Genomic DNA, 12,298 nt, shown 5'->3' on the forward strand with positions numbered 1-12,298 from the left:
TCACTTCGCGGGAATGTCGAGCCTTCCACGTCGTCAAAATATTGAAGGCCTCGATGAAGATGGTGCGGGCGATTAGCGATTGGCTTCGCCGCGGGCCGGCTCTCTCGAGCGATTGGGTTGCAGCCGCGCAAGTTTGCCACGCGAGGTCTTGACGCAGGTGAACGATCCCCGCCAAGCTGCACCAATCATTGAAACTGCTCTTTTGAAGGTAAGATCATGCGCGCTACGTTCTTTCGTGCCCAGACACGCCCAGACACATCAGCGTGGTGTCGGCGTGCATTGCGGAGCGGTCTACCGCGCTTCCTCGCTATCGCGACATTACTGACCACTCCTGCCTTCGCCCAATCAGGTTCACCGGAGACCGTAGCGGTTCGGGCGGTTCTCGAACAATATAAGGAGGCGATCGAGCGCCTTGATGCTACCGGCACAGAGCAATTGTTCTCTTCCGACTCCGAGATTTTCGAAAGCGGAGGCAGCGAAGGGACTTATCCGCAGTATCTCGCGCATCACCTCGGACCAGAGCTTAAGCAATTCTCTTCGTTCCGTTTCAGCAACTACCGCGCGTCGGTCAGAATGGAGGATGGCCTTGCGTTAGCGGACGAGGCTTACGACTACACGATCACAACCAGGAATGGCGAGAAGGTTCAGCGGCGCGGCGTTGCCACCAGCGTGCTCAAGAAAGTTTCTGGAAGTTGGAGGATTATGGTCCTACATACGTCGAGCCGCAAGCCTCCGGTTGACAAGTAAACGGGAAACTCCGGGGTTCGATTGGCTGCTACGCTGACGAGACCACCTTGAGGCAGGCGCGGCTTGCGTGGGGATTTTGATGATACTTTGCTTGCGGCCGGGCCGACACAAAATTGTCGGCCCGCGCCCGCTAACACCGCATTGTCTGTTCTGCGTTTGCATATAGTATTGACGCGTATATCGCGAGCTTTCTCGCGCAGACGCGAGCGGGGCCTGGATCCATCAAAGAGTAATCGCGCAGGCCATAGGTTCCCAGGTGAGGATGGCCTGCCCGCCGCGTGAACCCAGATGGAGGGCTGCGGAGCGGCCAAATCTGGCTCCAAGCCTGGCTTGGGCGTACCATTGACCACGATAGCAGTCTTCCAGGCGGTTTGGCCGCCTCAAAACTGAAAATTGTTGTTGCTTTCGCCAACGGCGCGCCGCGACAATGCGAGGTTTCACGGGGAAATCTTCTCGGATCCTGCCTCGGCGTCGGCAGCGTTGCAGCGGCTGACGAAGCGAGAGAGCGGCGCGACGGCTCGTGGCGCCGATCGCGACAATGCCGCAACACAGCCGAAGTCAGCTTGTCCAAGGCTGTGCCTTACGGCAGCTTCGGCCGCCAATCATTCTCCTTCAGGATCGGTGCGCGATGCGGCTTGTCGAAAATGGCTCGTACAGGCATGCACAAGCCATCGTATTTGACGTAATGTGAGGGTTGTCCGCACGCCGCTACGCATGACCGCGCAGTAAACTCGGCAGCGAATTCCGCCTGATCAGATACAAACGCTCGACGATTCCAAGAGGCCATTCTAACCTGCACGTCTCCAGGGGGAATTCCGGACCTATGACGACTACCAGCTGCCAGCCCATTCAAAGTGAGACGCACGACGGCCTTGTTCGCCGGTTGGTCATGCGCTGGCGCGACGACCCTGGCGCGACCTACCGGAACTGGTTTCTGTGGGACGAACGGCTCAAGAACTTCCGCTCGATCCGGCGCGGCATCGCCCAGGTTGTCGACGAGATCGAGGTGGGTACGTTCGGCGTCGCCTATCGTGGATCTTCACTTGAAACCGTCGTCCACTCCGTCGCGGAACAGCGCCAAATCTTTAGAGGCGCCGACCATGCATTTCTCTGGAAACCGAAACTGCGCATCCCCGACATCTACGAAAGCGCCGACAACCAACGCGCGTTCGGTCGTCTGCTCGACTCTTGTTCCTGCTGCGACACGGCTGAGGAGATCATCGGCCATATTCACGCGATCGACCGCTTGAAGATCAAGGGGCTCGGGCCGGCTGTCGCCAACCTGCTCTATTTTCTTCACCCAACGCTGATGCCGCCCTTCAACACCGCTATCGTCAGGGGCTATAACGCGCTGACCGGCGCAAACGTGAAGCTCGGGAGCTGGGAGCATTTTCTGGCAATGCGGACCGGCATTCTCGATTTGAACGAACGCCACCGCGACCTCCTGTCGAACGACCTTGGCGCGATCGGCGGCTTGCTGTTCGACATCGGCTCCGATCGCTACCCTGCTCCTCCCCTCGATGGAACTGGAGCAGCGCTGACGACCTGGAGTCAGCAACTTGAGGCAGCGCGCGAGGAAGCGCGCACGCTCAGCAAGGCCGCGCAGCGTGAAGGTGAGAACGAGCGCACGCATACCGAGATACAGGCGTGGCTTCGCGATCTAGGGCTGGCGATCGGCTATGACGTGTGGATCGCCGCAAACGATCGCAGCCGGTCCTTCAACGGATCGCCCCTTGGAGCCGGTTGCCTTGAGCGCCTGCCCGACACGATCGCGACGTCGAAGGGCGCGGACTCCATCCGCCTGATCGATGTTCTGTGGCTTGAGAAGGCCGGCGATCACGTGGCCGCCGCGTTCGAGGTGGAGCATTCGACCTCGATCTATTCGGGCATCGTCAGAATGCTCGACTTGGCGCTGAGCGGCAGCGATCTTCACGCGACCGCCGGGCTGTTCCTTGTCGCGCCAGACGCGCGCGAGGCGGACGTTCGCGCGCAATTGCAGCGACCGGCATTCAGCCGCGTCGCCGACCTCGACATATCCTACTTGCCCTATGGCGAGCTGGAGAAGAATAGGGATGCCATCGCGCGGTTCGGATCGGGGTTGAAGGCCATCAAGGCCGTGTCCAGCAAGCTCGCCTGAGACGCCGGCGAATAAGGGTTTGCGTTCGGAGCCGCGTATCCTCTAGCAGAGGAGCAAAGCTGCCGTGACGATGTCTTCCCAAGTTCCCTGGCTCGATTCCGTGCTGGTCGCGTGGTTCGTGCTGACCGCACTTTCCGTCGCCTACGTCGCGTGGGATGCCTTCACTCGCAACCCCGAGCTGAAAGTGATGAAATGGGGGTGGCTGCTGGTCACGCTCTACGGCGGTCCGATCATGGCCGCGGCCTATGTCCTGTCCTGCCAGGAACCCGCGAACGAGCGGCATGAGGATTTTGTTCGGCCGCTATGGAAGCAGGCATTCGGCTCGGCCATCCATTGCATGGCGGGCGACGCGACTGGCGTCATCGCCGCGGCCGCGATCACCACGGCGCTTGGCTTGCCGATGTGGCAGGACGTGGTCGCGGAATATGCATTCGGCTTCGCGTTCGGGCTGCTGATTTTCCAGGCGCTGTTCATGCGCGACATGGCGGGCGGTTCCTATAGGGGGGCGCTGCGCATGTCGTTCATCCCCGAATGGCTTTCGATGAATGCCGTCATGGCCGGCATGATCCCGACGATGGTGGTGTTGATGAGCCGCGACATGGCCGCGATGCACGCCAGCTCGCTGCGCTTTTGGGGCGTCATGTCGCTGGCGACACTCGTTGGTTTCGCCGTCGCCTATCCGATCAACCTTTGGCTTGTCGGCGTGCGCTTGAAGCACGGCATGGGCACGGTGCGGGTGCTCGGGCATGGCGGCCACGAGGTCGCGGCGGACCGGCGATCGGTGACGGAGATGCCCGGCATGGAGCATGACGCGATGCAGGGGATGAGCGGCATGGCGTCCGGCTCGCGCGCGACTCCGCCGCAGATCGCCGCGATGGCGATGCTAACCCTTGTCATGCTTGGTGCAGGCGTCGTCGTTGCAACGCTGTTCGGGCGCTGGGCAATGTAGCGTTGCCCTGCGGAACGATATCGGCAAGGGGTGAGCGCGCACAGCGCGTAGTTATGATCGATGGAGTCCGAACGGAGATAAACCGATGCATCAGATCGACCCCAACATGAGGGCGTGCATGGACGCCTGTCACGAATGCAACGTGACCTGCCTCCATATGGCGATGAACCATTGCCTTGAGACGGGCGGTCAGCACACCCAGCCGGCGCACGTGAAGATCATGTTCGACTGCGCGCAGATTTGCGCTGCCGCGATCGACTTCATGGCGTGCAACTCCGCTCACCGTCAGCATATCTGCCGCGATTGCGCTGAGATTTGTCGGGCGTGCGCCGCGAGTTGCGAGGGGTTGGACGGAATGGAAGACTGCGCCGCCGCGTGTCGCAAATGCGCCGACGCTTGCGATCGGATGGCAGCCTGAACGGCACTGGCGCAGGCACTCGAACCGGCTACGCACGAGAACACCGCGCGCTCCGATCAACCCACCCTTGACGGCCAACGGGATTCAGCCTCGCGGAACGAACAAGCAGCAGCACAACGTCAAGGATAGAGATGGAGTTAGGCGCCAGACTGCGATCGTCCTCTTCAACATATATATTACAAAGTTCCAACATAAACAGTTATGATCATATCAAGTTAAACCTTGGCTTACTGGAATGTTCATGAGAAATTCATGGGCCTCGCATTACTTCTAGCATTGTTCTCCGTGTGAGCAGACGCGCGAAGGAGAGTAGTAATGTTACGCAAGATGTTTGCCGCCGCGGTGGCCGCCACTTCTGTTACGGCGATGATGCCGAGCGCGGCAACCGCCCAAGAGTGGGGCCATAGCGGCAGCCATGCGCCGCGCGCCTACGAGGGAGGACATAATGAGCATTGGGCGGAACGAAGCAGGCACGACAGCCATGGGTATGGTAGTCGACCTGGCCACAGCCAGCGCTGGGGACATGCGAGCGGAAATGCCCACTACGCGGGCGACGATTATTACCATTCTCGACCGACCGTCCGCTGGGGTGGCCATAACCGAGGCCATGGCAACACCTATTACGGCCATTGAATCGCGCCCTGCCCTGTCGCGAGTTAACATGAACCGAAGAACCGGGCACACCGCCCGGTTCTTTTGCATTCAGGCGCGCGCAGACGTGAGACGCCGGCCGGAAACAACTCATGAGGGGACTTTAGTACAGGATCTGCGGCAGCATGCCGTACCGAGTGTCGATGAATTCCGGCGGCGGCAACTTGGCTGTCATCGATTTCATCAGGGCGACAAGGACTTGACAGATGATTAAACAATACTCGTCTCCACCGCCGGAATTCCCCGGAATGGAGATTTGCCATGCGTCGCCTTTTCCTCCTGCTGCCCGCAGCCGCACTCATTGCCCTGCCCCAGATCGCCGCCGCCTCACCCCACCACAAGGGCGCCAAGGCGGCCCATTCGCATTCACAGGCCGCCAAACATGTTCACAAAGCACCTATGAAGATGAAGGCCGCGCACGCGAAAGCCAAGTAATCGCATTCAGCAAAGGCATAGAACACGAGTCACTCCTCCGGGAGGGACTCGTGTTGAATATCGGCATCTACTGACGATTGCCGTTCGGCGACATTTTAGAGTTGGTATTGCGTTCGCGGCAACGGCACGGCGATCTAACCTCATTCCCAAGCAATAGACTCTTGAGGCTATAGAATTTTCTGCACAGGTCGGGCGTGGACGCTCAGCCGCCAACCTACCTTGCGCTTTACCAGACGATCGGTCCGATTTTTCACGTTGCGGGCCAGCCTCACATCGGGGGCAACGCCATCGCCGTCGAAGCCGGCGCCGCCAGCATCCAAAGCGCCATCGCCATCATCATCACGTTCTCGGTGAGCGAAATGAAGCCGAGCGGCACGTTGATGTCCCCGCCCACGCAAACGCACTTCAGCTCTCGTTTGTCGATATAGACGGCCTTGAACACCGAAACGGCGCCGATCATCCCGATGATGAGCGCCACCGGCACCGACAGCCAAGTCAGCGCGCCCGCCGTCATTAGCCCCCCTGCCCCAGCTTCCGCGAATGGGTAAATGTAGGAATAGGGCACCCAGCGCTTCGCCGTAACCGAAGGGGTGAGGCCGCCTGCCGGGAGGTGAGATGAGCGGGTAAGAGACGTCCATAAGGACGTCGATATGGACGTCCTGAGCGAGAGCGAGGGGTGGCGGTGGAGGTATTGGGCCGGGAACGGCGACGTCATTGGGCGGACGCGGAGAAGCTGGAGATCCTCGCCGCGGTGGGGCTGAACGGCGAGACGTTGGCGCGCGTTGCGCGGTGCTACGATGTGTCACGAAGCCAGATTTATAATTGGCGCGGTCAGTTCAAAAAGCGAGGATTGCTGCCGGCGCCGGTTGGGCCGACCTTTGTGCCGGTCGACATCGGCGCTCCCATGCTGAACGCTGAGCCCGCGTAAGCATTCGCCGGAGACCGCAGGGTAGTTTGGATCAGGCGGCGATTGCGATCTGAGTGTTGCGCCAATTCCACGGCAGCAGTTCGTCGAGGCGGTTGGCGGGATGGTCGGCGATGCGGGCAAGGACGTCGGCGAGCCAGGCGTGTGGATCGACGTTGTTGAGGCGAGCGGTCTGGATGAGAGAATAAGCGACCGCCGCCCGCTGACCGCCGCGGTCGGAGCCACAGAACAACCACGACTTGCGCCCGAGAGGTACACAGCGCAGCGACCGCTCGGCGGCGTTGTTCGACAAGCAGATCCTGCCATCGGTGAGGAAGCGGGTGAACGCGTCCCAACGGCGCAGCATATAGTTGATGGCCTTGGCGAGATCGTGGTTGCGTGAGATCCGGGCGAGTTGTGCATTCAACCAATCGTGGAGCTCGCTCATCAGTGGCGCGCTGAGTTCATGCCGGACCGCGCTGCGCTCGGCCGGGCTCTTGCCGTTGATATCGCGTTCGATCGCGAACAGGGTGTCGAGCTTCTGCACGGCCTCGAGCGCGATCGGGTAGACGATCGGTGCCTTCTTGCCACGGCTCTTCTTGCGTGCCGCGCCCTCGACGTCAGCGAGCTCGAAAAACTTTCTGCGCGCATGAGCGAAGCATCCCGCCTCCAGGATCGGCCCCGGCTGCCGGTTGGGCACATAGAGCTCATTGTAGCCGGTATAGGCGTCGGCCTGCAGAATCCCTGACCAGCCCGCGAGGTGGTGCCGTGGATGGTCACCGCACCGATCGCGGGAATAGTAGAAGACGACCGACGGCGGGTCGTTGCCCCCGAAGGGGCGATCGTCACGCACGTAATCCCATAATCGACCGGTGACAGTCTTGCCCTTGGCCATGACCGGCACGGTGGTATCGTCGCCATGCAGGCGCTCGGCAGCGAATGTGTGCCCCTCGATCAGGTGGAAGACCGGCATGAGCGCGTGGCAGGCCGCACCGATCTGGTCGGCGAGGGTCGACACGCTGAGCGGCACACCTTCGCTGGCGAAGCGCTCGGCCTGGCGGTGGAGCGGCTGATGCTGGCCGTATTTGTCGAACAGCAGCATGGCGAGGAAGCCGGGGCCGGCCCATCCGCGCGGCGTGACGTGGAACGGCGCAGGCGGTTGGGTGATCTTCTCGCAATCGCGGCAGGCGAACTTCTCGCGCACTGTCTGGATGACCTTCCACGCGCGCGGGATCACCTCGAGCGTCTCGGTCACGTCCTCGCCGAGCTTGGACAGGTGCTCGCCGCCACAAGCCGGGCACGAGCACGGCGCGGGCACGATGACGCGTTCGCGTGGCAGATGTTCGGGGAACGGCTTTCTGACCGGCTTCCTGCGCTGGAATGCGGAAACGGTCGCCGTCTTCGCCGCGGTGGCTTCGGCGGCGGGCCTGTCGAAAATTTTGTGCGCGGAGCCATAAGATGGAAGAGAAAGGACCATCGGCATGGCGATCGAGAAGGACGTATTGGATCAGTTGCTGGCAGGGCGGGATCCGAATGAGCTGTTTGCCAAGGACGGCTTGATAGACGAACTGAAGAAGGCGCTGTCGGAGCGGATGCTGTCAGCGGAGTTGGATGATCATCTGGAAAGCGAGGAAGCCGCGGGCGCTGCCAATCGGCGTAACGGTTCGTCGAAGAAGACGGTGTTGACGGGTGCGTCGAAGATGACGCTGGACATACCGCGTGACCGGGCCGGGACGTTCGACCCGAAGCTGATCGCCAAATACCAGCGGCGCTTTCCCGATTTCGACGCGAAGATCATCTCGATGTACGCGCGGGGCATGACGGTGCGCGAGATCCGCGGGCACCTCGAGGAGCTGTACGGCATCGACGTCTCGCCGGACCTGGTTTCGACGATCACGGACGCGGTGCTGGAAACGGTCGCGGAATGGCAGGGCCGCCCGCTCGATATTTGCTATCCGCTTGTTTTCTTTGACGCGATCCGGGTGAAGATCCGCGACGAAGGGTTCGTCCGCAACAAGGCGGTCTACATCGCGCTGGGCATCTTGCCGGACGGCACGAAGGAGATCCTCGGCATCTGGATCGAGCAGACCGAGGGTGCCAAATTCTGGCTGCGCGTGATGAACGAGCTCAAGAACCGTGGCGTGGCCGATATCCTGATCGCGGTCGTCGATGGCCTGAAGGGCTTCCCGGAGGCGATCAACGCCGTATTCCCGGAAACCGTCGTTCAAACGTGCGTGGTGCACCTGATCCGCAACTCGATGAGCTTTGCTTCCTGGAAAGATCGCAAGGCCATCGCCAGTGCTCTGCGCAGCGTCTATCGCGCGGAAAATGCCGATGCCGGCCGCGCCGCGCTGGACGCCTTCGAGGAAGGCCATTGGGGCCGAAAATATCCTGCAATCGCACAAAGCTGGCGCCGCCATTGGGAGCAGGTCATCCCGTTTTTTGCATTCAGCGCGCCGATCCGCCGGATCATTTACACCACGAACGCGATCGAGGCGCTCAACTCAAAGCTACGCCGCGCTGTTCGTACCCGCGGCCACTTCCCGGGTGACGAGGCCGCGATGAAGCTGTTATACCTTGTTCTCAATCAGGCGGCCGACGAGTGGAAACGGGCCCCGCGCGAGTGGTTCGAGGCTAAAACCCAATTCGCCGTTATCTTCGGTGAACGGTTCATCGCCTGATGAACGAAACCGGCTCCGCGCACAAAATTTCCGACAGGCCCTCGGCGGCGAGTTCGTCCTCGGCCGCGTCGGCTTCCAGATCCTCAAGCTTGAGCTCCATTTGTTCGAGCAGGCGGCGGGTGCGTTCGGCGCTGGGACCATATTGCTCGCGCTTCAGCTTCGCGATCTGGAGCTTGAGGTGCGCGATCATCGCCTCGGTGGTGCTCGCGAGGGCACGGGCGTTGGCCAGTTCGGCCTCGACATCTGCGGCGCGTTGCTCGGCCTCGTCAGCTCTCAGAAGCGCCGTCGCGAGGAGCGCCTTGAGCGCATCGGCGTCGTCCGGAAAGGGCGAAACGGCAGCTTCCACAAGCGAAGTGAATCATCGCCAGCCGCCCGGTGCAACCTGAAAATGCGGTGGCCTGCGAAGGAAACCGACGCTCAGCCAGCGCTCTGCGGACGCCAGGAATACTGCGGGTTGCGCCAGTCGATCCCGTCGAGCAGGCAGGAAAGTTGCGAACTCGTCAGCGACACGACGCCGTCCTTCGCCGAGGGCCAGATGAATTTACCTCGCTCGAGCCGCCGCGTGTAGAGCGACATAGCAATCCCGTCGTGCCAGATAATCTTGATCAGCGTGCCGCTGCGGCCCCGAAAGACCCACAGATCGCCGGCGAACGGGTCCCTGGTGAAGTGCTGCTGGACCATCGCCGCCAGACTCTGCATCCCACGTCGCATATCGGTGTGGCCCATCGCGATCCACACTCGCGCGCCCGATGGAATCACCGCACCGCCCTCAGTGCGGCCGCCGCCAGCGCGGGTGGCGCCGACGCCGAAATCCGCATGCGGCGCCCATCGGCCATCTCCAGCACGATCGCCGCTTCCGGCTCGGGCGGCGGCGACGGAGCCAGGGTCGGATCGGGCGCATCGTCGACCACCGCCGGAACGAAGGCAGCCCGTGCGCGGCGCAAAGCAGCCCTCCGCCACTCATAGATCAGACTGCGAGAAATGTCGTAACGCCGGGCAACGTGCTGGACCTTCGCGCCCGGCGCGAACGCCTCCCGCAAAATCTCCAGCCGCTCCTCATCCGACCAATCCCGGCGGCGGTTCGCCCCCGTCAACACCGTTACCTGTGTCATCGCCGTCCTAACGTGCGTCCTTATGTGCGAACTTAAGGACGTCCTGAGGACACCGCCGCCCATCAACAAGCGGCTCCCGCCGGATGGCTACGAGCCCGCGCGCGGGGAGCGGATAGTTTCACCCTCCGTCGTCGAGCTGTGTCTGGCGCAAGGGCGGCGTCTTCGCTTCGATAGCGGCATCGAAGGCGCGACCCTGACCCGGCTTATCCGGTCGGTGGAAGCTGCATGATCGGAGGGAACCGGCGTAAGGGTACCCCCGGCTCCAGGCACGCCTCAACCAACGGGCCTTCCCCGCCACATAGTAATAGCGCCGGCCGTTACTCGTCACCCGCACGACCTGGAGACCACACCGGCCCATCGGCAGCATCTGCATGTGTCCACCTCATCCTTGGTGGACACTTCCTTCACACCGCATCACTCAACCGAACAGGTGCGCTGAATTTCGCGCTTACGATATGCCGACACGCAGCAGGAGACCGAACGACTTTGCATTAGCGATGAAGACGATCATCGCCAGCGCCAGATAGGCCCAGGCAAGCCCGGTCAACGTGGCGATCGCGGCGGTCTCGCCGCCGAGGAAGCGTAGCGCCAGTCCAACCTGCACCAGGAACAGGATGGCGAGGGCGAGCGCTCCCCAGAGGCTGAGCCGAAGCCTCAAGAGCAACGCGATCCCGAAAATCGATTGGGCAGCGGTAAGGAAAAATTCCTCATGTTGCCGCGCATCGAGCGGCAGTGCGGAAAAACTGCCCGCGCCGAGGCTCATCGCCAGCGGCAGCATGCCGACGAGCAACGTCCACTGATTGATCTTGTCAGAGATCATCGTCGCGAGCCCGTTGGCGGCGCGGCCCGACAGGACGAACAGGATCGCAATCGTGGCCGCGGGCGCTTCGCTCGCGAGCGGCGCGAGCCACTGGATGAGCAGGAATTCGTCGAATCCCAGCACGCGGCCCGAGCCCACCATCGCTTCGGCAAAGGGCTCCGCCGACACCAGGATCACCGCGGCTGCAACGATCGTGAGGGCACCCATGACGAGCCATTGCCGACCAGAGGACAGTGTCGCCAGCGCCGCCGCCGGGCCGGGTTCGTCGTCTTCGCCCTCTTCCGCCTTCGGAAGGCGGCTGACGCGCCAGACATAAACGCCGAAGACGGCGACAAGCACCACCGTATCGAGTAGGCCGATCTCATTGCGCAGCAGGATTGTAAACGACCAGATGGAGCCGATAAGCAGGAACGTGACTTCCGCGGCGTTGACCGGGGCAAGGTCGATTTGGCGCTCCCGCGTACGAAACCAGTGAATGAGCACGAGCGTAGGCCACGCCAAGCCCACGAGAAGACGGTTCGCACCCGTCATGTTGGCGGCCGCATAATGGACATAGTTCGAGTCCGGGTTCTGACCCGCGACATAGGCATAATAGAAATCGACTGCGTATTCGGGCAGCACCGTGATTAAAGCGATAGCCGCAACAATGAGGCCCTGGCTGATCCGCTTCTCGGCCGCCTCGGCACCCCAGGAGAGCATGAACCCGGCCGCTAAAATCGCGCCACCGAACAGCAGCGCATCAAGCAACGGGTCCGGTCGCCATCCCCCCAGCCGCAGCGCTAATGCCGGCACCGTAATCGCGACCGCTATGCCAAGATAGACAGCGAACCTTCCGAGCGAGGCTCGGGTGTGGACGGGACTTGTCATGCTAGCCTCGTCAGCCGGTGGGCAGCTGTGGGTGTTCTTCGGATGACGATGCCTCAAACAATATCTCGACGGCCTCGAGTGTTATCAACCCGATCCCCGGGATGTCCGCGAGCGAGGCTGCGAAGGCACGCAGGTGCGCCTCCTCATCGATGATCTCGATGATGAGCGGTTGGTCCTCGTCGAGCAAATGATGCCGGTGCTGGTGCGCGCTATGGCCGAATCCGAAAAGTGCCCGCACCACCGTCACGCCGGCCAGCTTTGCCTTGCGCGCGCGTTCCGCCACCACCTCGGACACTTTTTCGTCGCCGAAATGCGCTGCCTCGTCGGTATAGATCCGGAGCAACTTTATGCTTGCCATGGCTTCTCTCCAATGAAAGAACTCAAGAGTTGGATACGAGCGGAATGCCGCATTTTCTCGTGGGTTCTGATTTGCTCTGTGTCCGTCGGCGCCGGTCCGGACGAGTTTAGGGTTTCGAGGACAGACGCCCTGTCCTCGTTCTTCACGGCAGTGAGCCATTCTCCAATCCGTGACCTCACCCGATGGGCTTGATCACATTCCGGTGTTCGGCTCTCGACT

Annotated in this window: 12 protein-coding genes and 3 pseudogenes; 8 read left to right on the forward strand and 7 right to left on the reverse strand. The window is 61.7% G+C overall.

The window, feature by feature from the left end:
* Positions 1 to 216 precede the first annotated feature (216 nt).
* The 6 genes from ACIQCS_RS13105 (at position 217) to ACIQCS_RS13130 (ending at position 5,337) form a co-directional block, all read left to right on the forward strand.
* Entirely contained in the window at positions 217 to 747 is a 531-nt protein-coding gene (locus tag ACIQCS_RS13105; protein ID WP_286772150.1) for a nuclear transport factor 2 family protein, read from the forward strand.
* A gap of 823 nt (positions 748 to 1,570) precedes the next feature.
* Complete coding sequence (locus ACIQCS_RS13110) at positions 1,571 to 2,884, forward strand: type II restriction endonuclease (protein ID WP_286772151.1); 1,314 nt, start codon at positions 1,571 to 1,573, stop codon at positions 2,882 to 2,884.
* Between the two features lie 70 nt (positions 2,885 to 2,954).
* On the forward strand, positions 2,955 to 3,833 hold the full coding sequence (locus ACIQCS_RS13115) for a DUF4396 domain-containing protein (protein ID WP_401531203.1): 879 nt from the start codon (positions 2,955 to 2,957) through the stop codon (positions 3,831 to 3,833).
* Positions 3,834 to 3,918: 85 nt separating this feature from the next.
* Complete coding sequence (locus ACIQCS_RS13120) at positions 3,919 to 4,251, forward strand: four-helix bundle copper-binding protein (protein WP_286772153.1); 333 nt, start codon at positions 3,919 to 3,921, stop codon at positions 4,249 to 4,251.
* A 315-nt stretch (positions 4,252 to 4,566) separates the two neighbouring features.
* Complete coding sequence (locus tag ACIQCS_RS13125) at positions 4,567 to 4,884, forward strand: hypothetical protein (protein ID WP_401531081.1); 318 nt, start codon at positions 4,567 to 4,569, stop codon at positions 4,882 to 4,884.
* Positions 4,885 to 5,163: 279 nt separating this feature from the next.
* Entirely contained in the window at positions 5,164 to 5,337 is a 174-nt protein-coding gene (locus ACIQCS_RS13130; RefSeq protein ID WP_286772155.1) for a hypothetical protein, read from the forward strand.
* 268 nt (positions 5,338 to 5,605) lie between these two features.
* On the opposite strand, the pseudogene ACIQCS_RS13135 reads toward ACIQCS_RS13130, so the two are convergent.
* A pseudogene (locus tag ACIQCS_RS13135) lies at positions 5,606 to 5,917 on the reverse strand (MauE/DoxX family redox-associated membrane protein); the annotation flags it as partial.
* A gap of 96 nt (positions 5,918 to 6,013) precedes the next feature.
* On the opposite strand from ACIQCS_RS13135, the gene ACIQCS_RS13140 reads away from it, so the two are divergent.
* A complete protein-coding gene (locus ACIQCS_RS13140) occupies positions 6,014 to 6,265 on the forward strand; it encodes a transposase (protein WP_286772156.1) in 252 nt (83 codons plus the stop codon).
* 31 nt (positions 6,266 to 6,296) lie between these two features.
* Here ACIQCS_RS13140 and tnpC read toward each other — a convergent pair.
* A pseudogene (gene tnpC, locus ACIQCS_RS13145) lies at positions 6,297 to 7,673 on the reverse strand (IS66 family transposase); the annotation flags it as partial.
* A 49-nt stretch (positions 7,674 to 7,722) separates the two neighbouring features.
* Here tnpC and ACIQCS_RS13150 point away from each other — a divergent pair.
* Positions 7,723 to 8,922 carry an IS256 family transposase gene (locus ACIQCS_RS13150; protein WP_286772157.1) on the forward strand — a complete coding sequence of 400 codons (1,200 nt, stop codon included), beginning with the start codon at positions 7,723 to 7,725 and terminating at the stop codon, positions 8,920 to 8,922.
* Positions 8,923 to 8,962: 40 nt separating this feature from the next.
* Here ACIQCS_RS13150 and ACIQCS_RS13155 read toward each other — a convergent pair.
* The 5 genes and pseudogenes from ACIQCS_RS13155 to ACIQCS_RS13175 form a co-directional block, all read right to left on the reverse strand.
* Positions 8,963 to 9,268, reverse strand: a pseudogene (locus ACIQCS_RS13155) (IS66 family transposase); the annotation flags it as partial.
* 71 nt (positions 9,269 to 9,339) lie between these two features.
* Positions 9,340 to 9,681 carry an IS66 family insertion sequence element accessory protein TnpB gene (gene tnpB / locus ACIQCS_RS13160; RefSeq protein ID WP_353744683.1) on the reverse strand — a complete coding sequence of 114 codons (342 nt, stop codon included), beginning with the start codon at positions 9,679 to 9,681 and terminating at the stop codon, positions 9,340 to 9,342.
* A complete protein-coding gene (tnpA, locus tag ACIQCS_RS13165) occupies positions 9,678 to 10,034 on the reverse strand; it encodes an IS66-like element accessory protein TnpA (RefSeq protein ID WP_401531084.1) in 357 nt (118 codons plus the stop codon). The genes tnpB and tnpA overlap by 4 nt, the downstream gene beginning before the upstream one ends.
* A gap of 448 nt (positions 10,035 to 10,482) precedes the next feature.
* Positions 10,483 to 11,721 carry a sodium:proton exchanger gene (locus ACIQCS_RS13170; protein ID WP_401531086.1) on the reverse strand — a complete coding sequence of 413 codons (1,239 nt, stop codon included), beginning with the start codon at positions 11,719 to 11,721 and terminating at the stop codon, positions 10,483 to 10,485.
* 10 nt (positions 11,722 to 11,731) lie between these two features.
* A complete protein-coding gene (locus ACIQCS_RS13175; RefSeq protein ID WP_286772161.1) occupies positions 11,732 to 12,079 on the reverse strand; it encodes a DUF190 domain-containing protein in 348 nt (115 codons plus the stop codon).
* Between the last annotated feature and the right edge of the window lie 219 nt (positions 12,080 to 12,298).

This window comes from Sphingomonas sp. NPDC092440 (assembly GCF_044754985.1).
Taxonomy (GTDB): domain Bacteria; phylum Pseudomonadota; class Alphaproteobacteria; order Sphingomonadales; family Sphingomonadaceae; genus Sphingomonas.